This is a genomic window from Nannocystis sp., from assembly GCF_016714285.1.
Lineage (GTDB): Bacteria > Myxococcota_A > Polyangia > Nannocystales > Nannocystaceae > Nannocystis.
Window position 1 is genome coordinate 69,441 of the sequence record NZ_JADJNN010000009.1, and the last position, 23,462, is coordinate 92,902.

Genomic DNA, 23,462 nt, shown 5'->3' on the forward strand with positions numbered 1-23,462 from the left:
CGCGGCCTTCCGCCGAGATGCACGCGGTGCTAGAAAATCGGCCCGATGCACCCGCACTACGCCGCCATCTATCGCGTGGTCCGCGAGATCCCTCGCGGTCGGGTGGCGACCTACGGCCAGGTCGCGCTGCTCAGCGGGCTCGGCGGGCGCGCCCGCCAGGTCGGCTACGCCCTCCACGCGCTGCCACCCGGCAGCCCGGTGCCGTGGCAGCGGGTCCTCAACGCCCGCGGCGAGCTCAGCCTCGGCGCCGCGGCGGGCGGCCGGCAGCGCATCATCCTCTCCGGCGAGGGCGTCGAGTTCGATGAGCGCGGCCGCGTCGACCTCCACCGCTTCCAGTGGAGGCCCCGCAACCTGCGGCGCCTCGCGCCCTGATCCCCCCGGCGATGTCCGAATGCCAGGGACTCGCGGTCAATTGGAGAAGGCCGCGCGCGACCCTGCTCGCGCCCCACGGTAGGGCGGCTTGCTGCCGGTGGCGCCCGCGTGGCAAGCTGCCGCGCGATGAAGCCAGGCACGGTTCGAACGGTGGGTGCGACGGCGCTGTTGTTGTTGGTCGCGTGCGGCGGGGGAGCCCCGGCAGCCGAGACCAAGAAGCAGGACGCGCCGGTCGAGGCGAAGAAGGCCGAGCCCGAGAAGAACAAGTACACGCTCGAGCGCGAGGCCAAGGCCCAGGCGGCGAAGGACGCCGTCGAGAAGAAGGCCAAGCTGGTCGCGGACCTCACGGTGCTGCCCGAGAAGCTCCCGAAGAAGCTCGACAAGGCCTGCGAGGAGGTCGGCGTGGCGATGGACGGCTTCATGGTCAAGTGGTTCCCGGAGAACTGGCCCAAGCTGAAGACCAAGCAGATGGCCGACCTCAAGGAGAGCTGCACCTCGACCGCCAGCATCGAGGCCGCCGCGTGTCAGGCCAAGGCCCTGGCGGCCGCGCCCGAGGAGCTCAACAAGGCGGTGCCGGACATCCTGCTCGCCTGCATCGAGAAGTTCGCCAAGAAGCCGGCCGGCTAGCGACCGCGTCGTTCACAGCGCCACGCTGCACCGGCCCGCACGAGCTCCCGCGCGGACGCCAGCCGCGTCGCTCACAACGCCACGCGCTGCACCGCCGGCAGCTGCACGCCGAAGGCCAGCTGCGCGGCCGTCCGCATCGCCTCCGGGTCACCTGTCGTCAAGAACATGTCCGATCGGACATGTCCCGAGAGACTCCAGGCGCGCTCGACCTCAGCCAGAGCCGCCGCCGCCGGGTCGATGATCCGCGCCCGCGGCAGCAGCCCGCGGATCGCCGGCAGCAGCGCCGTGTAGTGGGTGCAGGCCAGCACCAGCGCCTCGACCTGGCGCAGCGGCGCGAGGATGCGACCGAGCTCGGCGTGCACCCGCGGCGTGTCCAGCTCGCCGCGCTCCACCAGCGCCGAGAGCGGCTGGGCGACCCGTGCGTGCACGCGACGTCCAGCGGCCACCAGCGCCCGCCGATACAGGCCCGAGCGGATCGTCCTGCGCCCGCCGATCACCCCGACCACCCGCGCCGGGTCGGCCAGCGTCGCCGCGATCGCCGGCGCGATCACGCCGCAGATCGCCAGGCCGCTGCGCGTGAGCGCCGGATGCCCGAGCACCGTGCTGGCCGCGTTACACGCGATCACGAGGTGAGTCGCCCCGCGCTCGCGCAGCGCCGAGGCCACCGCGCCCACCCGCGCCGCGAGGGCCTCGCGCCCGAGCTTGCCGTACGGCAGCGAGCCGCTGTCCGACCAGTAGATCGTCGCCAGCTCCGGGTGGCGGGCGCGCAGCCGGGCGTGGAAGTCGATCCCGCCGATCCCCCAGTCGAGCACGCCGAGCGTCACGCTCATGGGAACGACTGCGGCGTCACCCGCCCGCGCTCGAAGGGCCCCGTGTCGAAGGCCAGCACCCGCGCGTGCCAGCCGAGGTTCAAGGTCTCCACACTGCCGCCCGGGAACCGGCTCTGGAAGTACCAGCGCAGCTCGTGGATCGCCCGGATCGGGTTGTAGCGCAGCATGTCCTGCCAGCGGCGGTCGCCGACCATGCGCGCCAGCTCGCCGTGATATCGCCGGTGGCGCACCCGCTGCGCCAGCTGGCGGCCCTTGTCCCGCAGCAGCCGCGGCAGTTCGCGCAGGCCGAGCGGCGCGGCGACCATGTCGACCACCAGCAGCCGCCCGCCCGGCGCCAGCACCCGCGCGAACTCCCGCATGATCGGGTCCCAGTCGAGGTAGCGAAACGACAGCAGCGAGATCACGACGTCGACGCTCGCGTCGGGCAGCGGCAGCTGCGGCCCGTCGATCACCGCGAAGCGCAGGTTGCTGCGCCCCGCCGCGCGCTCGCGGGCCCGGGCGATCATCCCCGCCGACGCGTCGACGCCGACGCCGCTGGCGATCCGCGGGCTGAGCAGGTCGAGCAGGGCACCGTTGCCGCAGCCGACGTCGAGCACCCGCGCGCCCGCGGGCACCCGCGCGTCGAGCCAGCGCCACTCGTCGCCGCGGACCCGGATGTCGGCGAACACCCGGTCGTACAGCGCGGCGACCGCGTCGTAGCTCGCGTCGCCCTCGACCGGCGCCGGCTCGAAGCGCTGCAGCGGCTCCGGCCGCGACAGCCCGAGGTACTTGCGCACGGAGCCCGGCACCCCGTGCGACTTGCGACCCGCCATGCCGAAGATGTAGAGCGGCGCCGTCGGCCCGACCAGGCGGTCCCAGCGGAAGCGGTCCGGCGCCGCCGACACCGTCGTGTACCAGTGGTAGCCGTGCGCCGGCACCCCGAAGCTGCGGGCGAAGAACGGCGCGAACCACCGCGCCGAGCGGCACGCGTGGAAGAACGCCGAGCCACCTGTCCCAAAGGGCAGCTGCATGGTCCGCCACTCGTGCGGACTGAACTGCTCCGGCCACGCGACGCTGCCGAACATCGGCCCGTACATGCCGCTGTGAACGATCAAGTGCAGCTCGCGCAGCGCCAGGCCGTCGTCGGCGAGGCGCCGCATCGCGGCCACGAACTCCGCCTTCGACTCGACGCACTCGCAGCGCACCGTCAGCCCCGGGAATTGGCGCTGCTTGTCGGCAGCGAGGGTGATGGCGGCCCGCTCGAACTTCGCGCCGCCCTCACGGTAACGGGTCGTGTACCCGATCCAGATCGCTTCGCTCGCCTCACTCAAGGTCACCTCACGTCCGCTGCGTCCCCGGTCGCCCCTGGTCGCGAGCAGCATGCGCGAGCGCGGCGCGCCTGCCCAGACCCCGTCGCCGCGCGGCGCATCGGTGTACGCACACCGCCGCGTTCGCATTGCGTCGCCGCGGCAGATCGGCCAAAACCGCGGCATGTCCGTCGTCGAGCGCACGATCGAGATCTCCGGCCTGTCGCTGGCCGCCCGCGTCCACGGGCCCGAGGACGGCATCCCCGTGCTCGCCCTGCACGGCTGGCTCGACAACGCCGCCACCTACGACAACCTCGCGCCGCTGCTGCCCGGCTGCCGCGTCGTCGCCCTCGACCTCGCCGGCCACGGCCTGTCCGGTCGCCGCGTCGGCGCGGCCTACACCTTCATCGACTACGTCGCCGACCTCGGCGCCGTCGCCGAGGCGCTCGGGTGGCGGACCTTCAACCTCATGGGCCACTCGCTCGGCGCCGGCGTGGCCGCCCTGCTCGCCGGCACCTGGCCCGATCGCGTGCGCCGACTGGTGCTGCTCGAGGGCCTCGGCCCACTCAGCGACCTCGAGGCGCGCGCGCCCGAGCGCCTGGCCGAGGCCCTCGCGGCCGAGCTCGCGGTGCGCCCCGGCGGCGAACGTCCCGGCTACGCCGACCCCGAGCTGGTCGCCCGCCGGCTCGCCGAGGCCACGCAGATGCAGATCGAGTCGGCGCGGGTGCTGCTCGGCCGCGGCCTCCACGAGCTCCGCCCCGGGCGCTGGGACTGGCGGGCCGACCCGCGCCTGCGGCTACCCTCGCGGATCCGCCTGACCGAGCCGCAGGTCGTGGCCTTCCTCCGAGCGATCGCCTGCCCGACGCTGCTCCTCCGCGCCGAGCCGGGCATGCCGATCGACGCGAAGTACCTCGAGGACCGCGTCAGCCACATCACGGACCTGCAGCTCGTGCGGCACCCCGGCGGGCACCACGTCCACCTCGACGACCCAGCTGGCGTCGCCGCCCTCGTGCTGCCATTCCTCCGCGGCTGAGGCTCGCGGCGTTCGCGCTCGGGGCCGCGAAAGCAAGTCGCTTTGTCCCCTGCGCCGGTCGCAGTACATTGCGCGCGGATCGGGGCCAGGACGCCCCGCTGACCCCCATGGGCGAACAAAACATCTCCACGACGGTCGACGACGAACACCTCCGCAATTTCATGAAGGCCCTGCTCGACGACGTGGTCGCGCTCGAGGCCCTGCTCGAGACGGACCGCTTCGAGAGCGGCGTGCGCCGCGTCGGCGCCGAGCAGGAGATGTTCCTGGTCGACCGCAGCCTGCGCCCCGCCTCGGTCGTCACCGACGTGCTCGAGCGCCTCACCGACCCGCGCTTCACCACCGAGCTGGCCCGCTTCAACCTCGAGGCCAACCTCAGCCCGCAGGTGTTCAACAGCTCGTGCCTGCGGCGCATGGAGGACGAGCTCAACGAGCTGATCGGCATGGCCCGCGACGGCGCCCGGGCCTGCGGCGCCGACGTGCTGCTGACCGGCATCCTGCCGACCCTGCGCCGCGGCGACCTCGGCCTCGACAACATGACCCCGAAGCCGCGCTACCTCGAGTTGAACCGCACGCTCCGGCGCCTGCGCGGCGGCGACTTCCACGTGCTGATCCGCGGCATCGAGGACTTCGAGACGACCCACGACAACGTGATGCTCGAGTCGTGCAACACGAGCTTCCAGGTCCACTTCCAGGTCAGCCCGGAGGAGTTCGCCAAGTTCTACAACCTGGCCCAGGCGATCACCGGCCCGCTGCTGGCGGCCGCCGTCAACTCGCCGGTGCTGCTCAAGCACCGCCTTTGGCACGAGACCCGCATCGCCCTGTTCGAGCGCTCGGTCGACACCCGCCCGACCGGCCGTGGTGAGCGCGGCGCCCGGCCCCGCGTGCACTTCGGCGACGGATGGATCCGCGAGAGCGTGCTCGAGATCTTCCGCGAGGACATCGCCCGCTTCCGCATCCTCATCGCCAACACCTTCGATGAGAACCCCCGCGAGGTCATCGCCCGCGGCGGCATCCCCAAGCTGTCCGCGCTGCGCATGCACAACGGCACCGTGTACCGCTGGAACCGCGCCTGCTACGGCTGGGACGAGAACAAGGCCCACCTCCGCATCGAGAACCGCGTCCTCCCCTCTGGCCCCACCGTGCTCGACGAGGTCGCCAACGCGGCGTTCTTCTTCGGCATGATGGCCAACCTCGCCGAGGAGCCGCGGCGCATCGAGCAGACCATGGAGTTCGAGGCGGCGCGCACCAACTTCTTCAACGCCGCCCGCGACGGCATCAAGGCCCAGATGACCTGGGCCGGCGGCAAGACCACCTCGGCCCAGGACCTGCTCCTCAGCGAGCTGCTCCCGCGCGCCCGCGCCGGCCTCAAGTTCGTCAACGTCGACAGCGACGACATCGACCGCTACATCGGCTGCCTCGAGGAGCGGGTCAAGTCGGGCAAGACCGGCGCCCAGTGGATGCTCTCGAGCCTGCACGACATGGGCGAGCAGGGCACCGCCGACATCCGCTACCGCACCCTGTCGACGGCGATGCTCGCCAACCAGAAGACCGGCGCCCCGGTGCACACCTGGGAGAACGCCAAGCTCGAGGCCTCGCCGGGCAACTGGCGCGACAGCTATCAGACCGCCGGCCAGTTCATGTCGACCGACCTGTTCACTGTCCAGCCGCACGACATCGTCGACCTCGCGGCCAACATCATGGACTGGAAGAAGATCCGCCACCTGCTGGTCGAGGACGAGTCCGGCCGCCTGGTCGGCCTGCTCTCGCACCGGGCGCTGGTGCGCCTGGTCGCCCGCGGCACCCGCAGCGGCATCGGCGAGCACCCCACGGTCGAGGCGCTGATGGTCAAAAACCCGCTCACCATCGGCCCCGAGATGCCCACCCTCGAGGTCATGAAGCTCATGCGGGAGCGCCGTGTGTCATGTCTCCCGGTCGTCGAGGGCGACAAGCTCATCGGCGTGATCACGGAGGCCGACCTCATCGAGGTGTCGTCTAAACTCCTCGAGAGTTACCTCCGTGACGTCCAGCCCTGACAGCCCCGCACGCTACACACGCGTCCTCGGGCGCCACAGCACCGGCCGACCGGGCCCGACGATCGTCGTCACCGGCGGCGTGCACGGCAACGAGCCGGCCGGCTGCGAGGCGATGCTGCGGGTGCTGCGTCGGCTGGCGCGCGACGCCCTGCCGCTGCGCGGCGAGCTGTGGGGCCTGGCCGGCAACCTGCGCGCCCTGGCGGTGAACCGCCGCTACCTCGATCGCGACCTCAACCGCCGGTGGATCCGCGAGGACATCGCCCGCATTGTCGCCAACGGCCCCGAGGCGGCGATCGAGGATAGCGAGCAGCTGGAGCTGCTGGGTATCCTCGCCCCGCTGCTCGACCAGGCCCGCGAAGCGATCGTCTTCTTCGACCTGCACAGCACCTCGGGCCCGGCCGCGCCCTTCTCGTGCATGGCCGACGTCCTGCGCAACCGAAAGATCGCCCGCGCCCTGCCGATCCCGGTCGTGCTCGGCCTCGAGGAGGTCATCGACGGCTCGCTGCTGGGCTACCTGTGCGACCTCGGCCACATCGGCGTCGCCGTCGAGGGCGGCCAGCACACGGACCCGCGCACGATCGACAGCCACGAGTCGGCGGTGTGGCTGATGCTCGTCGCCGCTGGCGCCCTCGACCCGCAGCATCTGCCCGACCTCGGCGAACGCCGGGCGCAGCTGGCCGGGCTGGTCGACGCGGGCATCCCGGCGATCGCGGAGATCCGCCACCGTCACGTCGTCCGACCCGAGCGCGAGCCCTTCGTGATGCTCCCCGGCTTCGCCAATTTCCAGCCGATCCGCCGCGGCCAGATCGTCGCCCACGACCAGCGCGGACCGGTCCACGCGCCGATCGGCGGCTTCATGATGTTGCCGCGCTACCAGGGTCAGGGCGACGACGGCTACTTCATCGCCGGCGCCGTCTCGCCGTTCGCGTTGCAGGTCTCGGCCGCCCTGCGCCGGCTCCACCTCGACCGCGTCGTCCCGCTCCTGCCCGGCATCCGCCGCGACCCCGAGCGCCCCGATCAATTCATCGCCGATCCGCGGGTCGCTCGCAGCCACGTCGTCGACGTGTTCCACCTGTTCGGCTACCGCCACGTGCGCAGCCAGGGCGAGCAATTGGTGTTCTCGCGCCGCGTCCCCGGCGGCCCGCTGCAGCGCCGACCCGAGCTCGCGACCATGGCCGCCCGCGCGGGCGGACGGAGCTGACGATGCCAGCCCGCGGCCAGCTGCGTCCGCTGAGCGTGGCGCCGATGATGGACTGCACCGACCGCCACTTCCGGTGGTTGATGCGCCAGATCTCGCGTCACGCCCTGCTCTACAGCGAGATGGTCACCAGCCACGCCGTCCTCCACGGCGACCGCGACTACATCCTCGGCTTCGTCCGCGAGGTCGAGGCTCCGGTCGCGCTCCAACTCGGCGGCGACGACCCACGCATGCTCGCCGAGTGCGCCCGCATCGCCGCCGACATGGGCTACGACGAGCTCAACCTCAACGTCGGCTGCCCGAGCGAGCGCGTCGCCAGCGGCAACTTCGGCGCCTGCCTGATGCTCCAGCCCGAGCGCGTCGCCGAGTGCGTGGCGGCGATGCGCGCCGCCGTCGCTCTCCCGGTCACCGTCAAGCATCGCATCGGCGTCGACGACCAGGACAGCTACGAGCACCTGCGCCGCTTCGTCGACATCGTCGCCGCCGCCGGCTGCGACCGCTTCACCGTGCACGCGCGCAAGGCCGTGCTCGGCGGCCTCAGCCCGCGCGAGAACCGGACGATCCCCCCGCTGCGCTATCCCGAGGTGCACCGCCTCAAGGCCGAGCTGCCCGGCCTCACGATCGAGATCAACGGCGGCATCCGCAGCCTCGACGAGGCCGCCGCGCAGCTCGAACGCGTCGACGCCGTCATGATCGGCCGCGCCGCCTACGACGACCCCTTCGTGTTCGCCGACGTCGACCGCCGCTTCTTCGCCGACCCGCGCCCGGTCCCCGACCGCTTCGAGGTCGCCCTGCGCTACGGCGAGTACGCGGCCCGCTTCCTCGCCGGCGCGCCGCGGGCCCGCTTCTCTGGCCTCGCCCGCCACGTCCTCGGCCTGTTCACGGGTCAGCCCGGCGCCCGCGAATTCCGCCGACTGCTCACGGGCCCCCAGGCTTCGGGCAGCGCCACGGAGATCATGGCCCGCGCCGTCGCGGCCGTGCAGCGGGCCCAGTCGGCCCGCGCCTCGTGACGGGCCGTCCTGACCGTGCCCCGCGTGATCGCCGGTCGATCACTCGTGATCGCCGCGTCGATCACAGCGCCGCCTGGATCTGCAGGCGCAGCAGGTCGGCGCCCGTGTTCAGCGCGCCCGGTGTGAAGCTCCTGAAGTAGTCGACCTGCAGCTTCAGGTTGTGGCCGAAGAAGTAGTAGTTGAGGCCGCCGCCGAGCTCATCCTTGTCGGGCATGCTGGTCACGCCCTGGCCGCGGTAGCCGCTGTAGCGGATCGCCGGCTCGAGCCGCGTGCGCGGGATCAGCAGCGCCGTCTGGACCAGCCAGCCGTGCCCGTTGCGGGCCGCCACCGGGGCGATCTTCACGCCGTCCTCGTCGACCGCGGAGCCCGGGTTGCGCTGGCCCTGCCGCCACAGGTACGCGGCCTCGAGCGACCACCCCGCGTACTTGAGCATCAGGTCGGTGGTCGCGTTGTGATAGTTGGTGCTGCCGCCGTCGGCCGGCGCCGCGCCGAGCACCCCCTTGTCCTTCTTCGCCCGGTCGTTGTACGCGTAGGCGACGCCGAAGCTGAGGCGGAATTTCTGCAGGCGCCACAGGTCCGAGGCGTCGTAGTCGTCGAACAGCCCGAGCGGCAGCGCGTCGAAGCGGCCGACGTACATGAAGCCCGCGTCCGTGGCCTTCTGGTAGTCGCGGCCCTCGCCGAGGAACACGCCGGCGTAGTAGCGCAGCTTCTTGATGCCCCCGAGGTCGTCCGAGCGGATGTCGAGGCCGATGTCGCGGTCGACGTTGAACTCGCTGTTGGCCAGCGAGCGGTCGATGAGCAGCGGGTTCACGTCGGCGATGTTGCGCTCGCGCGTGTACATCACCCGGTACTGGCCGATCCGCACGGTCAGGTCGCGCAGCTGCTCGAACTGCAGGTACGCGTCGTAGACCGGCGTGCCGTGGACCACCCCGTCCCGCAGGTCCAGCTCGCGCGGCGCGAAGGCCAGCTGCAGGAAGTACTTGTTCTTCGCGCCGAACAGGTTGCCGCCAAGCACCATGCGGAAGCGGCGGATCTCGAAGTTGTGGTGGTTGTCGTCGGCCAGCGCCGGGTCGCGCTTGTAGCTGTACATGAAGCCGAAGCGCAGGCTCGTCGCCAGCGCGAAGCGGCCGTCCTTGCTGCGAAACTCGAGCCCCTTGCCGGGCACGAAGCGGGCCTTCTCGCCGTCCGCTGGCGCCTCGCCCAGGCGCGTCCGCTCGTCGCGCGGCAGGCCGAAGCTCGCCGGCTTGTCCGCGTCCGCGCTCGCTGGCGCGAGCAGGGTGAGGAGCAGCAGCGTCGGGCCCGGCACCGGCGGGAGTCTATCGATATGGAATCCACTCTTCAATAACAGAAGCTGTGCGCGCGACTTCACAGATCACGGCCCTGGCGTGGCATCCATGGGCCGACAAGCTTCGTTCTGGCGACGCAATTTCCAGTATGGTATACGGCCGTCATGCTCTCGCGTCGCCGGATGTCCGCCGCGCTGCTCGCTGCCCTGGTCGCTGGCCCGGTTGTTGGCCCGGTCCTTGGCGCCTGCGGAGGAGCCAGCGGCGAGCCCGTGCTGCGGCTCGGCTACTTCCCGAACATCACCCACGCCGCCGCGCTGGTCGGCGTGCAGGATGGGACCTTCGCCCGCGAGCTCGGGGCCACGAAGCTCGAGACCTTCACCTTCAACGCCGGCCCCGCCGCGATCGAGGCGCTGCTCTCGGGCTCGCTCGACGCCAGCTACATCGGCCCCAACCCGGCGATCAACGCGTTCGTCCGCTCGCGCGGCGAGGCCGTGCGCATCGTCGCTGGCGCCACCTCGGGCGGCGCTTTCCTGGTCGTGCGCCCCGATATCACCAGCCCCGCCGACCTGCGCGGCCAGCAGCTCGCCTCGCCGCAGCTCGGCGGTACCCAGGACGTCGCCCTCCGCACCTGGCTCGCGAGCCAGGGCCTCGCCACTGACACTGCCGGCGGCGGCGACGTCAGCGTGGTCCCGCAGGAGAACGCCCAGACCCTCGAGCGCTTCCGCGATGGCAAGCTGGCCGGCGCCTGGGTCCCCGAGCCGTGGGCCTCGCGCCTGGTGCTCGAGGGCGGCGGCAAGGTCCTGGTCGACGAGCGCGACCTGTGGCCGGGCAAGCAGTACACGACCACCGTGTTGCTGGTCCGCAGCGAGTTCCTGCAGCAGCACCCGGAGCGCGCCTTGGCGCTGCTGCGCGGCCACCTCGCGGCGACGAAGTGGCTGCAGGACAACCCCGGCCCGGCGCGCACGCAGGTCAACGCGGCGATCGAACAGCTCACCGGCAAGCCGATCGGCCAGGCGGTGATCGACCGCGCCTTCCCCAGCCTCGGCTTCACCACCGACCCGCACATGGCCTCGCTGGCGAAGTGCGCCGCCGATGCCGAGGCGCTCGGCTTGCTCAAGCTCGAGGGCCTCGATCTGAGCCGCCTGTACGACCCGACCCTCCTGCACAAGCTCCAGCCCTGAGCTCGCACAGGGGATGCCCTACGGGGCGCGCCCAGGTGGCCGATCAATTGCCTGATCTTCGGGCGTTCTCGCCGGGAGCTCGACCGCGACGCGGGCGCAGCGGACCCCGCCGGGGCGGTCCATCTCGGCGACGCAGCGGTTGCACGGGATACAGCCGCTGGTGCTCGCCTCGCCGGCCTGGTAACGGGCGATGAGCGCCGGATCGTGGATGAGGGCGCGGGCCATCGCCATCAGCTCGAAGCCCTCGCGCCGCGCGGTGTGGAGGTGTTCGAGGGCCGTGATCCCGCCGAGCAGGACCAGCGGGATCGTCACGGCCTTGCGGACCTCGCGGGCGAGCGGCAGGAAGTACATCGGCTCGAAGGGGTGGGCACGGATCACCAGCGGGCCGAACAACGCCAGCGCCAGCTTCTGCGGGACGCTGCGCTCGGCGGCGATCATGGCGCGCAGTGGTCGCTCACCGCGGAACAGGTAGAACGCGTCGCGGCTGACGAAGCCGCCGGAGAGCACCAGCGCGTCGGCGCCGCGGGCCGCGAGCCAGCCTGCCAGCTGCACGCTGTCCGCCAGCTCGAAGCCGCCGCGGAAGCCGTCGCGCAGGTTGACCTTCGCCAGCACCGGGAACCCGGGCGGCAGGGCGTCCCGCACGCGCTCGACGACGGCCAGCGGGAAGCTCGCGCGGGCGCTCGCAGACCCGCCGTACTGGTCGCGGCGGCGGTTGGTCGCGGGGCTGAGGAATTGACTGAGCAGATAACCGTGGCCGAGGTGGAGCTCGACCGCGTCGAAGCCGGCCTCGCGCGCGAGCCGGGCGGCGCTCACGAATTGCTGCGTGACCTCGTCGATGTCATCGGCGGTCATGGCGTCGGCGAGCGGGCGTCCACTCAATGCCCCGAGCAGGTTGAGGGCGCGCGACGGACCGAAGGGGCGCCGGCGCGTCAGCTCGGGGTTGTTGCAGAAGAAGCCGCAGTGGCCGAGCTGGAGGGCGGCCGCGGCCCCCTCACGGTGGACGGCGTCGGTGAGGCCGCGCAGCCCGGGCACGAGGGCGGGGCGCATGTGCAGCTGGTCGCGGAAGGTGCGGCCATCGGGGGCCACGGCGCAGTAGGCCACGGTGGTCATGGCGACGCCGCCGGCCGCGATGTCGCGGTGGTGGCGGACCAGCGCCGGCGTGACCTCGCCGGCGTGGCTCATGCCCTCGAAGGTGGCGGCCTTGACGATGCGGTTGCGCAGGCCGAGGCCGGCGAGCTGAAACGGGGCGAAGGGGCTGGTCATCGGTTCTACGATCGTGGCGGGTCGACCCGGCGCCGGAGCCACGGGCCGTGGCGTCGCAGCAGGTCGATGACCCACTGCGGCGTGAGCACGGCCGCGAGGGTCATGGCGCGGGTGAGGCGACCGGGGATGTGTTCGGCCCGCCGGGCGAACATCGCGGTGAGGCCAGCCTCGGCCACGACCTCGGCGTCCATCATGACCCCGAGGCGGCGCGCGCGTTCGACGGGCACGGAGGTGCCGCTATAGAGCGCGGTCGCGGTGGCGCCCGGGGCGAGACAGGTGACATTGACGCCGTGGACCCCGAGCTCGCAGCGCAGCGCCCGGGCGAAGCCGCGGAGGTACTTCTTGCTGCTCCCGTAATAGTTGATCCCGGGGAAGTCGCGCCAGGCCGAGATGCTGGCGACCAGGAGGATGTGCCCGCGGCCGCGGGCCCGCATGTCGCGGCCGAAGTGGGTGCAAAGCAGCGAGGGGGTGACGACGTGGAGCTGCAGCATCGCGCTGGCCCGCGCCGGGTCGGCGTCGACCGTCTCGCCGAAGAAGAAGAAGCCGGCGTTGTTGACGAGGATGTCGACCTCGAGCCCGAGCTCGCGGACCGCGGCGTGGAGCTCGGCGGCGGCCTCCGGTCTGGCGAGGTCGAGGGCGACGATCTGCACCGGCACGCCGTGGGCCTCGCGGATCGCCGCGGCGGCCTCGGCGAGCGCGGCCGGCCGCTCGCTGACGAGGACCAGCGGGTGACCGCGGGCGGCGAGCCCCTCGGCGAGCGCCCGGCCGATGCCCGAGCAGGCGCCGGTCACGAGGGCGAGGCGGTTGGGCTCGGCGGCGGCCAGCGGCGCGGTCACGCGGCGACTCTAGCCGATCTGCGCGGGCCGAGGATGGCCCCCGGGCCCGGGCGACTGGACAATCGCGTCCGCGGACAATCTGCGATCGATCGGGAAGCGAGAATGTGCGTGGCCTGGCCGATGGTGACGATATCCAACCTGTCCGTAAAGTACGCCGATATCCCATGAATTGCCGGGCTCTGGCTCGGAAGGCGTGATCGGGCTCGCGCGCGAACGCGCATCGAGCCTATGATGCCGGGCATGGCGAAGGCGGAGCGGCTCGTCCTGGTCGACGGTTCATGGCTCGTATACCGGGCGTTCTTTGCGATCCCCGCGAACCTGGCGACCAAGGGCGGCCTGCCGACGAACGCGATCTTCGGGTTTGCCACGATGTTCCGCAAGCTCTTCGCCGGTCGCATGCCGGAGCGCGGGGCCGTGGTGTTCGATTCACCGGCGGCGACCCACCGTGAGCTGCGCTTTCCGGCCTACAAGGCGCAGCGACCGGCGATGCCCGTGGAGCTCGCGCGACAGCTCGCCACGATCGATCGCCTGGTCGCGGTGAACCACTTCCCGGTGCTGCGCAGGCCGGGCTACGAGGCCGACGACATCATCGCCACGCTGGCCCGGCGCGGCGCCGACGCGGGGCTCGAGGTCGTGATCGTCGCCGGTGACAAGGACCTCGCGCAGATGGTCGGCGAGCACGTGCGCATGCTCGACACCATGCGCGACGTCAGCTACGACGCCGAGCTGGTGCGCAAGAAGTGGGGCGTGCCGCCGGCCCGCATCCCCGACCTGCTCGCGCTCATGGGCGACGCCGCCGACAACATCCCCGGGGTCCCTGGCATCGGCGAGAAGGGGGCCGCGGCCCTGCTCGAGAAGTACGGCTCGCTCGACGGCGTGCTGGCCCACGTCGGCGAGCTCAAGGGCAAGCAGAAGGCCGCGCTCGAGCAGCACGCCGAGGCCGCAAAGCTGTACCGCGAGCTTGCGACCGTGGACGTGGCCGCCGACATCGACGTGAGCCTCGACGAGCTGCGCTTGACGCCCCCGGACCCGCAGCAGCAGGACGCGCTCTACCGTGAGCTCGAGTTCTACTCATTGCTGAGCGGCGGCGGCGCGGCGAAGCTGGGCGACGCGCCCGACATCGAGGTCGAGGTCCCCGCGACGATGGCGGCTGCCCACGCGGCGATCACGGCGCTGCCGGCCGGGCAGGGGGTGGCGATCGTGCCGCTGTTCGAGCCGCCGACGCGGGTCCACCACGCGCATCTGGTTGGCGTAGCGATCGCCAGCGAGGGTCGCCGACCGCTCTACCTCGCCTTTCGCGGGGTCACCACGCCGCTCGGTGACCCCGCGATCGAGCTCCTGCGCGAGCTGCTGGCCGACGAGCACCGCCCCAAGTTCGTGCACGACGTGAAGCAGCTGGAGATCCTCTGCTCGCGCCACGGGCTCGCCCTCCGCGGCGTGCTCGTCGACACGATGATCGCGTCCTTCCTCGTCGATCCAGTCAAGTGTATCCCACACACGCTCGACCAGGTCGCCCGGGAATATGTGCAGCGTTCGATCCCCGCGGCGAAGTCACTGCTCGGGAGCGGGCAGTCGACGCGCTCGCCCGGCGCCGTGGAGATCGCCGCCGCGGCCCGGTACGCGTGCCAGCTCGCCGACGTGGTCCTCGCGCTCGCGCCGGTGCTGCGGCGACGCTTGACCGAGGCGGGCCAGCTGGCGCACTGGGAGCAGGTCGAGCATCCGCTCTCCTGGGTGCTCGCGCGGATGGAGCTCGCCGGCATCCGCGTCGACCGCGACGACCTGGCGCGGATGGGCGAGGAGTTCCGAATCCGCAAGGCGGAGATCGAGCAGCGGATCTACGCGCTTGCGGGCCAGGAATTCAACATCGGCTCGACCAAGCAGCTCGCCGAGATCCTGTTCGAGAAGCTGAAGCTCCCGGTCGTGAAGAAGATCAAGACCGGCTATTCGACCGACGCGGAGGTGCTCGAGCGACTCGCCACCAAGCACGAGATCGCCGCGCAGATCCTCGCCCAACGCGAGCTCGCCAAGCTCATCAACACGTACACCGACGTCCTGCGCGACGCCATCGCCCCCGAGACGGGGCGCATCCACGCCAGCTTCCAGCAGACCACCGGCGTCTCGGGCCGACTGATCTCCACCGACCCCGACCTCCAGCGCACGCCGACGCGGACCCCCGAGGGCCGGCGCATCCGCCGGGCCTTCGTCGCGCCGGAGGGGATGCTGCTCGTGTCGGCCGACTGGAGTCAGATCGAGCTGCGGGTGCTGGCGCACTTCAGCCAGGACCAGCGGCTCCTCGAGGCGTTCCGCGACAAGCTCGATCTCCACCGCCGCACCGCGAGCTTGCTGTTTCAGGTCGCGCCCGAGGCGGTGACTCGGGAGCAGCGCAACGTCGGCAAGACCGTGAACTTCGCTACGATCTACGGCCAGGGGGCGACCGCTCTCGGGCAGATCCTCGGGGTCGCCCGCAAGGACGCGCAGAGCTACATCGAGCGGTACTTCGAATACTACAGCGGGGTCCGTCGCTGGCAGGGCCGCACAATAGCGAGGGCCCATGAGGACGGCTATGTGACCACGCTGCTCGGACGCCGGCGAACTATCCCCGAGTTGTCCATGCGCAACGACAGCGATCGTGCGGCGGGCGAGCGCATCGCCACCAACACGCCGATCCAGGGCTCCGCGGCCGATCTGTGCAAGCTGGCGATGCTGCAGATCGACCGCGGATTGCCCGCCGTCGCCCCCCACGCGCGCATGCTGCTGCAGGTCCACGACGAGCTCGTGTTCGAGGTGCCCGAGGCCGAGGTCGCGGCCACCAGCGCCCTCGTCCGCGCCGTGATGGAGCGGCCCCATCCGCTCGACGTTCCGCTCGAGGTGAGCATCGGCGTCGGCCGCAGCTGGGGCGACGCACATTAGCTGGCCCAGGGCTGCGAGCCAGGCCGGACGCGGGTCACCCCGCCGGGCGCTTCACCGCGAAGAACTCCTCGGCGTCGAAGTACCTCGCCCCGAGCGCGCGCGCGAAGTCCCGATCGCTGTCCATGTCGCCGACCATGATCAGGTGCTCGCGCGCGAGTCGATGCCGCTGCATCAACGCCACGCCGAGCCCGGGCAGCGGCTTGCGGCAGAAGCACCCGACCGGGAACGCGGGATGTGGACAATATGCGACCTCGGCGACCGGTAGCCCCAGCAGATCGATCGTCCGCGCGAAGCCGGCCTCGGCGGCCTCCTTGCTCAGCGTCCCCGAGGCGACGCCGCTCTGGTTGGACACCAGGAACAGCTGATATCCCTCGTCGACGAAGCGCTGCAGCAACTCGCGGCGACCCGGCAGGAGCTCGACGTCCTCGGCGCTGCGCGGGAAGATCTCGCCGCTCTTCGTCTTGCGCAGCGTACCGTCGACGTCGAGGAGCAGGCCCTTGCCCGTGAACTGCGGCGCGACGCGGCGGACGAACGGGACCTCCTCGACCACCGAGAATCCCTCGTCGACGTGCGGCGCCTCGAAGCTGGCCGCGAAGCGGGCCATCGCCGCCGGCGGCGGCAGGTTCGGGTCGTCCTTGGCGAGCTCCTTGAGCTCCTCGGGCCCGAGCAGTCGCCCGTAGCGCTCGAGGATCCGCAGGACGACGTTGGCGTAGGCCTCGTCGATCGGGGTCGCCAGGTAGCGACAGCGCACCGGCACGCCGTGCGCGTGCGCCGTCCGAATCAGCGAATAGCGCGACGCCCGGGTCGCGTAGGTATTGTCGAGGACCACCCGCCGCTGCCTAGCCGCGAGCAGCTCCGCGAGCCGCGGGATCAGCTCCTCCAGCTCGCCGCCCAGGACATCGCGGTTGAGGCGGGCATACCCGCGTTCGAGGTAGCGGGCGACCTCCGACGATTTGCCCGCCCCCTGGATGCCCATCATTACCACCACCTCGGGGTCGTCCCCGGGGCCCGCGCCCGGCGCGAGCCCGGGCAGCCCGGCGGGTGTCAGCGGCGGAGCCGTCGCGGCCAGAGCATCGGGCGTCGGCGCGAACGAGATCTTGGTCGCCAGCTCGGCCCGGTCGCGCGCATCGAAGGGCACCTTGAGCGCACGCAGGCTGGATTCGACGCTCGCCCGCCGGGTCGCACCGAACAGCGGAATCACCGGGGCACCGAGGTCGAGCAGCGCCGCCAGAGCCGCCTCATGCGGCGTGACGCCGTGCCGCGCTGCGATCGGCTTGACCGCCCGGTTCTTCAGGAGATTGCCCGTCTTCGCGTGTCCGCCGAGCGGTCGGTGCGCGAGGAATGGAACGCCGAGCTGGCGGGCCAGCGCCACCAGACCCGCGACGCCGCTGCTGCGATCGATGACGCTGAGCTCGTTCTGGATCGCCCGCACGGGGAAGTGCCGCTCGGCCTGGCGCAGCTCGGCGATCGAGGTGTTGCACAGCCCGAGGTGCTCGATCTTCCCCTCCTTCTGCAGCTCGGCGAGCGCCCCGAGGCTCTCCTCGAGCGGCGTCTTCGGGTCATTCGCGTGCAGCAGGAGCATGAAGATCCGCTCCACGCCGAGCGCCGCGAGGCTGCCCTCCACCGTCTTGCGCAGGTGCTCGCGGCGACCGTTCGGGACCCAGCGCCCCTTCGGGCGCGCCAGGCCGGCCTTGGTGATCACGCGGACCTCGGCGCGCGGGCCGTGCCATGTATCGAGCGCGTGGCGGACGAGGCGCTCACCGTAGTGCAGGTCGCGGTCGTCGAGCGCGTATGAATCCGCGGTGTCGAGCAGCCGGATGCCCTGATCGAGGGCGAAATGAAGGACCGCGATCGCGTCCGCCTCGGACGGGCGGCCCTCGGTCGAGAGACGAAGCACGCCGAGGCCGAGCGGCAGGTCGAGCTTGCCGAGGACACCGTGGTCAGAGGACGTCGCGTTCACGGGCCCGAGGTAGCCACGTCTGCGGGCCCGGTGCAACTCCCGTCGGTCACCCTCCGGCCCGGCCATCACCGGCAGTACCGTAGCACCGTCGATTCTCGCGATTGCTCGCATGATCCGCGCGTTCGCGCGACCAATGGTGCGCTGGCACGCCATCGCTCGCGGACAGCCCGGGGACCGCACGCTGTGTAGTACGAAGAAAACTTGGATCGAATGCTTGACGCCGTCGTTCTCGCGGTGTACATACGAAACCTCGAAGGCAGTCATGAACACGGCAAGCAACATCCATGGGTCGACGCTCCAGTTCCAGCCCCGCGCTGGTCTGCCGCTCCCCGTGCGCCTGCTTCCGCGACTCCCGGGCCGCCTTCTGCCGCTCCCTACGCGGTGAACGCCCCGGTCGGGGCGTAGGCACGCGCTGGTGGTGCGCGGACAGCCCGCTCCCGCGAGGGAGCCATAGGCCATCACCCTGCGATCGTCCGTGATCGTTGCGCCGCGCCAAGCGCGTCCGCAGCGACCGAGGTACGCACATTCACAATGTGCCAGTGCCGCGGATGGATCGCGCACAACTGCATATTGTCGAGGCGTGGCGCAAGCTGGCAGCGCGCCTGGTTTGGAACCAGGAGGGTGCAGGTTCGAGTCCTGCCGCCTCGACATCCCCGGCGCGTAGCTCAAATGGACAGAGCACCGCACTACGAATGCGGAGGCTGGAGGTTCGACCCCTCCCGCGCCGATCCCCCGGGACGTGGCCCAGCCTGGTAGGGCGCCTGCTTCGGATGCAGGAGGTCGCAGGTTCAAATCCTGCCGTCCCGACAATTGATCTCAGTTCTTCGCAGCGGGATGTAGCTCAGCCTGGTGAGAGCGCGTGCTCGGGATGCACGAGGTCGCAGGTTCAAATCCTGTCATCCCGACCTCATATTGTTCAGACAACGAAGGAGCAGCAGCGAGACGAGCGCAGGTGCTGGAATTTGGTAGACAACCGGCTCCGAGATGGCCGGGCCCGCGAGGGCGTGAGGGTTCGAGTCCCTCCCTGTGCATTTGTATGTGTGTCGCGTCGAGTCGAGCGCAGGTGCTGGAATTGGTAGACAACCGGGCCTCAGAAGCCCGGGCCCGCGAGGGCGTGAGGGTTCGAGCCCCTCCCTGCGCATTGGAGCGAATTTTCGTGATGACGAGCGGTGGGGGGTCCTCGCTGATGACGCGCGGCAAGCCGACCGGTATGCTCGGCGCGGTGCTGCGTCCGGTCGTCACGCTCGCTTGCCTGGGGCTCGCCTGCACGCTGCACGGCGACGGTGAGCAGGGCAGCGAGACGCGCGAGCTGCCAGCCTTCACCGCCATCGAGGTTTTCGACGGCTTCGCGGCGACGGTGACGATCGACCCGGCGCTGCCTGCCGGGGCGCCCGTGGCGTTGACGGTGGCCGGCGACAGCAACGCGCTCGGGCGGCTGTTCACGGTGCTGCACGGGGACGCGACGCTGTCGGCGGCGGTCGACCCGAACCACCTCACCGAGCTGAGCCTGGGTCCGACCGTGACGGCCAGCGTGCCGGCGCTGGCCAGCGGCTTCGCCGAGGACACGAGCACGCTCGAGATCTTCGGGGCCCGCGGTGAGCTGGCGCTCGAGGTGCACGAGTCGGCGTCGGTGATGCTGCACGACGGCGAGGGGCTGCGCGTGACAGCGCGGGCGATCGACGACGGTCTGCTGACCCTCGCGGGCGAGGGGCCCTCGCTCGAGCTGGTGGTCGAGGGAGCGGCCGCGGTCGACGCGGGCGGGTTCATGGCGGCCGCGGTCACGGTCCGCGCGCGCGGGACCGGGGCGATCCGGGTGTGCGCGACCGAGACCATCAAGATCTACGGCAGCGGGGCCGGCCAGGTCGCGCTGGACTGCGGGTGAGCTGGGGGTGACCTGTCCCTCGGGTCAGGCGGCGTGGCGGGCGAGGTAGCCGGCGACGCGCAGCTTGCGGGCGGTGTTGTCGCTGCTCATGTAGCGGAGCTTGCCGTACACCGGCCGCTCGGGGCCCCAGGGGCGGTCGTAGCGGCCGAGGATCCAGGCGATGCCGCTGTACGAGTTGGGGTCGCGACCGTCGAGCGCGTACTTGTTGTTGAGGTGGGTGAGGGTAGTGAGGGCCGTGCGCGGGTCGGGGCTCCACTCGAGGATCTTCTTGCCCCACAGCATGCGCATGTAGTTGTGGATCGTGCCCTCGCGGACCAGCTGGCGCTGGGCGGCGTTCCACAGCCCGTCGTGGGTGGCCGCCGACTCGAGCTGGGCGGGCGTGTAGACCTGGCGCGGGTCGCCGGCGTGCTCAGCGAGGGTCTTGCGGGCCCACGGCGGCAGCGACTCGTACTCGGCGTGATCGGGCCGGTGGAAGCACATGTTGAAGCCGAGCTCGCGCCAGGTGACGATCTGGTCGAGGAAGCCCTCGGCCGCGGGCGAGACGCCCCACCAGCCCTCGCGGCTGCCGCTGGCGGTGGCGGCCAGCCTGGTCGGCCTCCAGGCCTCGCGCGCGAGCACGGCGGCGAGGACCTCGTGGGCGCCGATGTGGCCGAAGTGGAGGTGCGGCGAGAGGCCGCTGGTGCAGCTCGCGGCGGGGTCGTTGCGGTCGCCGTAGCGCGGCAGGCCGTCGGCGAGGAAGGCCCGCAGCGCCCGCGTGGCGGCCTCGCTGCCGCCCTCGCCGCAGGCGGCGACGCTGTGGTCGATCGGCAGGCGGGCGAGCGCGGCGGGCGTGCCGGCCAGCAGCTCGGGGCTCGCGGCCGGCCAGCGGGCGAGGATGTCCTTCGGGACAGCTGTGTGCGGGAGGTCGAGGCGGGCGAGCGGGTCGGCGGCGGGGCGCTGCTCGATGAACTCGCGGCAGCGCTTCTGGATGAAGCGGCGGAACGCGTGGGCGGTCGAGAACACGATCTCGGCGGCGCGCAGCGGGATGACGCCGTTGCCGTCGACCTTCTCGATGCGCACCGGCAACGCGGCGGCGGCGGCCTGCATGCGCGGGAGGAAGAAGCAGGGGTACTCGTCGGTGACGACCAGGCAGGCGCGGGCGGCGAGGGCGGCGAGCAGGCCCTTGCCGGCGCCGCGGCTCGGCTCGACGTAGGGGTGATAGACGACGTCGGCGGCGGTGAAGCGGGCGGCGTTGGCCCGCATGCCGGCGAGCACGAAGGCGTGCAGGCGATCGCTGGCCCACGGGTAGTCGCAGCGCAGCGCCTCGAGCACGATCAGCGGCTTGCCGAGCTCGCGGGCGCGGGCGATCGCGTGGTCGAGGCCGTAGCTCCACGCGCTGCGCCGGGCGGCGGTCATCCAGTAGAGAATGTGGTCGCCGTCTTGGCGGGTGGGGACGGCGTTGAGCGCGGAGATCCGGGCGGTAGGGACGGGCATGGGGGGGCTTGCGTGGCGAGCGAGGGTGTCCCGGGGACAGGTGGAGATGTCCGAAGGGACATGTGGAGATGTCTGGAGGGACAGGTCGTGGTGGACGATGTCGTGTGTCCCGGGGGACAGGTGGGGGTGTCCTGAGGGACAGGTCGTGGTGGACGATGTCGTGTGTCCTGAGGGACAGGTCAGCCGGGGAGGCGGGCGAGGCGTGTGGGCGGGGCGAAGTCAGCGGGCTGGTCGCCGAGGCCGAGGGCGATGACTCCGTCCCAGTAGCGGCGGCCGGCCTGGGCGGCGAGGCGCTCGAGCGCGGGGAGGCGGGCGCGGGCGCGGTCGAGGCCGGTGAGGGTGCGGACCAGGATCGGGGTGGCGAGGGCCGGGCGCTCGTGCGGGACGGCGAGCGCGTCGGCCAGCGGATTGCCGAGCAGGTGGCGGCAGAGCTGACGGGTGATGCGCATGCGGGCGCGGGCGCGGCGCTGCTGGGCGGGCGTGTGGGCGGTCTGGGCGGGGGCGCCCAGGAGCGCCGCGACGAGGGCGCGGGCGTCGGCGTCGGGCGGACCCTGGGTGAGGTAGATGGTCTCGGAGGCGGCGCGGGCGGTGGCCTCGTCGTCGGGCAGCAGGTCGTCGTCGACGCCGATGAGCCAGCCGATGACGCGCCACAGGTGGATGAAGTCGTCGCCCTCGCCGCGATCGACGCGCAGGCCGAGCAGGCGCAGGCCGTCGAGGAAGACCTGCGAGAACAGGAAGATCGTGGCGAGCATGTCGTGCTGGTTGATCGGCGCCGACCATGCCGCGGCGTCCCAGCGGCCGCTCGCCAGCAGCAGGCGGCGGACCTGCGCGTGCATCAGCCGGACCTTCAGGGTGATCGCAAAGCCGGCGTCGCGGCGGCGCAGGCCGCCCGGCTCGGACACGGCGGCGACGAAGCGGGCGGTCTCTGCCAGGCGCCGTGGGGCCCGCTCGGCGAGTCGGCCGGAGAACACCAGCGGCTTGTTGCCGGCCGGCGCGGCGTAGCCGTAGGGGAGCGAGCGCAGGCCGAGCACCAGGCCGCCCGCGAAGCCGGCGCGCAGGAACAGGTGGCAGCCGCGCTCGACGCGGGTCCAGTCGACCCAGCGCGGGAACTCGGCGACGCTGGCCAGCAGCTCGCGCAGCGCGGGCGGTGCGTCCTCGGTGGCGCCAAGGAGGGCGGCGTCGACGAGCGCGTGGCCGCCTGCGGGGAGCTCGCTGAGCGCGGCGGCGGCGGCGTCGGCGAGCGGGTCCTGGCGCTCGAGGGCGGCGATCAGGCGGTCGACGCGGGCGCCGAACTGTGAGCGGGCGGCGTCGACGTTGTGCACGCGGGCGGGGATGGCGACGGGCATCGGCTCCCTGTTGTAGTCGCTGTGGGCAGGTTTCGCCGCATGCGTGCGGCCTTGTGGGAGCCTCGTGGCTCAGGCGTCGCTGGCCGCGGGGTCGATCTCGAGGTCGACCTCGATCTCGGGCTCGAGCGACGCGATCGGTGATGAGATCGGCGACGGGAGCGGCTCGACGCAGCGGGCCAGCAGCTCGTCGCGTTGGGCCTCGGTCAGGGTGATCGGCGGGAGGGCGCGGTAGAGGGCGCCCATCTCGTGGTACTCGGGGCCGGCGTCGTAGGGGGCGTGGGGGATGTCGTCCGTGTGCGGCGGGAAGGAGATGAACTCCTTGGCCAGGGCGACGCCGAGGCGACCCTCGCAGTTGCACGGGTTCTGGCGGTCGACGTGCTGGCAGAGCGGGGCGAGGTAATTGTCGAGGCGCTTGCGGGCGCGGGTGAGGCGGACGCGGTAGGCGCTCTCGTTGATGCCGAGCAGCTCGGCCGAGGCGCCCGGCCCGAAGCCGAGCAGGTCGGTGAGGATGAAGGAGATGCGCACGCCCGGCGGGAGGCAGCCGAGCACCGAGGTGAGGCAGGTCCGCTTGAGCTCCCACAGCAGCGGGTGCACGCGGTTGAAGTCGCCGTCGATGCCGCGGGTGTTGATGTCGATCGGGTGGGTGATGTCGTCGCGGAGGATGTCGTCGAGGATCTGGAAGCTCTTCTCCGCCTTGCGACCGAGGAACTCCTCGATGTGGCGGGCGAGCAGCCCGAGCAGCGCGTGGCCGGGGTTCTTCGTGCCCAGCACGGTCGGCGCGAGCGGCAGCCCGGCGAGCTCGCACAGGCGCTCGTAGGCGTCGTTGCGCGTGCCGCTCATGTGGAACGCGACCGTGTACAGACGCGGCAGCTCGGCGGCGTAGACCTGGCGGAGCGTGGGCAGAAGGGCTTGCATCTCGAGAGCTGGGGTCTGGTC

At 71.7% G+C, this 23,462-nt stretch carries 18 protein-coding genes and 6 tRNA genes; 15 read left to right on the forward strand and 9 right to left on the reverse strand.

The window, feature by feature from the left end:
• Positions 1-45 precede the first annotated feature (45 nt).
• Both IPJ59_RS16985 and IPJ59_RS16990 read left to right on the forward strand, forming a co-directional pair.
• Complete coding sequence (locus IPJ59_RS16985; protein WP_293263099.1) at positions 46-372, forward strand: MGMT family protein; 327 nt, start codon at positions 46-48, stop codon at positions 370-372.
• Between the two features lie 126 nt (positions 373-498).
• On the forward strand, positions 499-999 hold the full coding sequence (locus tag IPJ59_RS16990; protein ID WP_293272505.1) for a hypothetical protein: 501 nt from the start codon (positions 499-501) through the stop codon (positions 997-999).
• A gap of 71 nt (positions 1,000-1,070) precedes the next feature.
• On the opposite strand, the gene IPJ59_RS16995 is transcribed toward IPJ59_RS16990, so the two are convergent.
• Positions 1,071-1,829 carry a glutamate racemase gene (locus IPJ59_RS16995; protein ID WP_293263103.1) on the reverse strand — a complete coding sequence of 253 codons (759 nt, stop codon included), beginning with the start codon at positions 1,827-1,829 and terminating at the stop codon, positions 1,071-1,073.
• Positions 1,826-3,139 (reverse strand): class I SAM-dependent methyltransferase, encoded by a 1,314-nt coding sequence (locus IPJ59_RS17000; RefSeq protein WP_293272506.1) that lies wholly within the window; start codon positions 3,137-3,139, stop codon positions 1,826-1,828. Before IPJ59_RS17000 ends, IPJ59_RS16995 begins: the two co-directional genes overlap by 4 nt.
• A 160-nt stretch (positions 3,140-3,299) precedes the next feature.
• Here IPJ59_RS17000 and IPJ59_RS17005 point away from each other — a divergent pair, with 160 nt between their 5' ends.
• From IPJ59_RS17005 to dusA, 4 genes are all read left to right on the forward strand, one after another.
• Positions 3,300-4,148 (forward strand): alpha/beta fold hydrolase, encoded by an 849-nt coding sequence (locus IPJ59_RS17005; protein ID WP_293263107.1) that lies wholly within the window; start codon positions 3,300-3,302, stop codon positions 4,146-4,148.
• Between the two features lie 107 nt (positions 4,149-4,255).
• Positions 4,256-6,181, forward strand: coding sequence for a CBS domain-containing protein (locus IPJ59_RS17010; protein ID WP_293272507.1), 1,926 nt, complete (start codon positions 4,256-4,258; stop codon positions 6,179-6,181).
• Positions 6,165-7,382 carry a succinylglutamate desuccinylase/aspartoacylase family protein gene (locus IPJ59_RS17015; RefSeq protein ID WP_293272508.1) on the forward strand — a complete coding sequence of 406 codons (1,218 nt, stop codon included), beginning with the start codon at positions 6,165-6,167 and terminating at the stop codon, positions 7,380-7,382. The genes IPJ59_RS17010 and IPJ59_RS17015 overlap by 17 nt, the downstream gene beginning before the upstream one ends.
• A gap of 2 nt (positions 7,383-7,384) precedes the next feature.
• On the forward strand, positions 7,385-8,389 hold the full coding sequence (gene dusA / locus IPJ59_RS17020) for a tRNA dihydrouridine(20/20a) synthase DusA (RefSeq protein ID WP_293272509.1): 1,005 nt from the start codon (positions 7,385-7,387) through the stop codon (positions 8,387-8,389).
• 61 nt (positions 8,390-8,450) lie between these two features.
• Here dusA and IPJ59_RS17025 read toward each other — a convergent pair whose 3' ends face one another.
• Entirely contained in the window at positions 8,451-9,695 is a 1,245-nt protein-coding gene (locus tag IPJ59_RS17025; protein WP_293272510.1) for a porin, read from the reverse strand.
• A 144-nt stretch (positions 9,696-9,839) separates the two neighbouring features.
• On the opposite strand from IPJ59_RS17025, the gene IPJ59_RS17030 reads away from it, so the two are divergent.
• Positions 9,840-10,856 (forward strand): ABC transporter substrate-binding protein, encoded by a 1,017-nt coding sequence (locus IPJ59_RS17030; protein WP_293272511.1) that lies wholly within the window; start codon positions 9,840-9,842, stop codon positions 10,854-10,856.
• An 18-nt stretch (positions 10,857-10,874) separates the two neighbouring features.
• Here IPJ59_RS17030 and IPJ59_RS17035 read toward each other — a convergent pair whose 3' ends face one another.
• Positions 10,875-12,119, reverse strand: a complete 1,245-nt coding sequence (locus tag IPJ59_RS17035; RefSeq protein ID WP_293272512.1) for an NADH:flavin oxidoreductase — start codon at positions 12,117-12,119, stop codon at positions 10,875-10,877.
• A 5-nt stretch (positions 12,120-12,124) separates the two neighbouring features.
• Positions 12,125-12,955 (reverse strand): SDR family NAD(P)-dependent oxidoreductase, encoded by an 831-nt coding sequence (locus IPJ59_RS17040; RefSeq protein WP_293272513.1) that lies wholly within the window; start codon positions 12,953-12,955, stop codon positions 12,125-12,127.
• A 240-nt stretch (positions 12,956-13,195) separates the two neighbouring features.
• On the opposite strand from IPJ59_RS17040, the gene polA reads away from it, so the two are divergent.
• Positions 13,196-15,865 (forward strand): DNA polymerase I, encoded by a 2,670-nt coding sequence (gene polA, locus IPJ59_RS17045; protein WP_293272514.1) that lies wholly within the window; start codon positions 13,196-13,198, stop codon positions 15,863-15,865.
• 34 nt (positions 15,866-15,899) lie between these two features.
• Here polA and IPJ59_RS17050 read toward each other — a convergent pair whose 3' ends face one another.
• A complete protein-coding gene (locus IPJ59_RS17050) occupies positions 15,900-17,825 on the reverse strand; it encodes an aldo/keto reductase (protein ID WP_293272515.1) in 1,926 nt (641 codons plus the stop codon).
• A 574-nt stretch (positions 17,826-18,399) separates the two neighbouring features.
• On the opposite strand from IPJ59_RS17050, the gene IPJ59_RS17055 reads away from it, so the two are divergent.
• From IPJ59_RS17055 to IPJ59_RS17085, 7 genes are all read left to right on the forward strand, one after another.
• Positions 18,400-18,473: transfer RNA gene (locus IPJ59_RS17055), tRNA-Pro, on the forward strand.
• A gap of 6 nt (positions 18,474-18,479) precedes the next feature.
• A tRNA-Arg gene (locus IPJ59_RS17060) sits at positions 18,480-18,553 on the forward strand.
• Between the two features lie 5 nt (positions 18,554-18,558).
• Positions 18,559-18,632 (forward strand) — tRNA-Pro (locus tag IPJ59_RS17065).
• A 23-nt stretch (positions 18,633-18,655) separates the two neighbouring features.
• A tRNA-Pro gene (locus IPJ59_RS17070) sits at positions 18,656-18,730 on the forward strand.
• Between the two features lie 41 nt (positions 18,731-18,771).
• A tRNA-Leu gene (locus tag IPJ59_RS17075) sits at positions 18,772-18,856 on the forward strand.
• A 26-nt stretch (positions 18,857-18,882) separates the two neighbouring features.
• Positions 18,883-18,966, forward strand: a tRNA-Leu gene (locus IPJ59_RS17080).
• 18 nt (positions 18,967-18,984) lie between these two features.
• The gene (locus tag IPJ59_RS17085; RefSeq protein WP_293257415.1) at positions 18,985-19,707 is read left to right on the forward strand and encodes a GIN domain-containing protein; all 723 of its coding nucleotides are present in this window, start codon (positions 18,985-18,987) and stop codon (positions 19,705-19,707) included.
• A gap of 24 nt (positions 19,708-19,731) precedes the next feature.
• Here the strand turns inward: IPJ59_RS17085 and IPJ59_RS17090 are convergent, their stop codons facing one another.
• The 3 genes from IPJ59_RS17090 to IPJ59_RS17100 form a co-directional block, all read right to left on the reverse strand.
• Positions 19,732-21,180, reverse strand: a complete 1,449-nt coding sequence (locus tag IPJ59_RS17090) for a cryptochrome/DNA photolyase family protein (protein WP_293272516.1) — start codon at positions 21,178-21,180, stop codon at positions 19,732-19,734.
• Between the two features lie 179 nt (positions 21,181-21,359).
• The gene (locus IPJ59_RS17095; protein ID WP_293272517.1) at positions 21,360-22,526 is read right to left on the reverse strand and encodes an oxygenase MpaB family protein; all 1,167 of its coding nucleotides are present in this window, start codon (positions 22,524-22,526) and stop codon (positions 21,360-21,362) included.
• A 69-nt stretch (positions 22,527-22,595) separates the two neighbouring features.
• Positions 22,596-23,441, reverse strand: coding sequence for an RNA polymerase sigma factor (locus IPJ59_RS17100; RefSeq protein WP_293257406.1), 846 nt, complete (start codon positions 23,439-23,441; stop codon positions 22,596-22,598).
• Positions 23,442-23,462: the final 21 nt, after the last annotated feature.

Bases quoted from the DNA above. Each gene is read 5' to 3' on its own strand.
- IPJ59_RS17010 (WP_293272507.1), top strand. From the start codon at position 4,256: ATGGGCGAACAAAACATCTCCACGACGGTCGACGACGAACACCTCCGC.
- IPJ59_RS16985 (WP_293263099.1), top strand. From the start codon at position 46: ATGCACCCGCACTACGCCGCCATCTATCGCGTGGTCCGCGAGATCCCT.
- IPJ59_RS17005 (WP_293263107.1), top strand. From the start codon at position 3,300: ATGTCCGTCGTCGAGCGCACGATCGAGATCTCCGGCCTGTCGCTGGCC.
- polA (WP_293272514.1), top strand. From the start codon at position 13,196: ATGGCGAAGGCGGAGCGGCTCGTCCTGGTCGACGGTTCATGGCTCGTA.
- IPJ59_RS17090 (WP_293272516.1), bottom strand. From the start codon at position 21,180: ATGCCCGTCCCTACCGCCCGGATCTCCGCGCTCAACGCCGTCCCCACC.
- IPJ59_RS17095 (WP_293272517.1), bottom strand. From the start codon at position 22,526: ATGCCCGTCGCCATCCCCGCCCGCGTGCACAACGTCGACGCCGCCCGC.
- dusA (WP_293272509.1), top strand. From the start codon at position 7,385: ATGCCAGCCCGCGGCCAGCTGCGTCCGCTGAGCGTGGCGCCGATGATG.
- IPJ59_RS17035 (WP_293272512.1), bottom strand. From the start codon at position 12,119: ATGACCAGCCCCTTCGCCCCGTTTCAGCTCGCCGGCCTCGGCCTGCGC.
- IPJ59_RS16990 (WP_293272505.1), top strand. From the start codon at position 499: ATGAAGCCAGGCACGGTTCGAACGGTGGGTGCGACGGCGCTGTTGTTG.
- IPJ59_RS17085 (WP_293257415.1), top strand. From the start codon at position 18,985: ATGACGAGCGGTGGGGGGTCCTCGCTGATGACGCGCGGCAAGCCGACC.
- IPJ59_RS17030 (WP_293272511.1), top strand. From the start codon at position 9,840: ATGCTCTCGCGTCGCCGGATGTCCGCCGCGCTGCTCGCTGCCCTGGTC.
- IPJ59_RS16995 (WP_293263103.1), bottom strand. From the start codon at position 1,829: ATGAGCGTGACGCTCGGCGTGCTCGACTGGGGGATCGGCGGGATCGAC.
- IPJ59_RS17100 (WP_293257406.1), bottom strand. From the start codon at position 23,441: ATGCAAGCCCTTCTGCCCACGCTCCGCCAGGTCTACGCCGCCGAGCTG.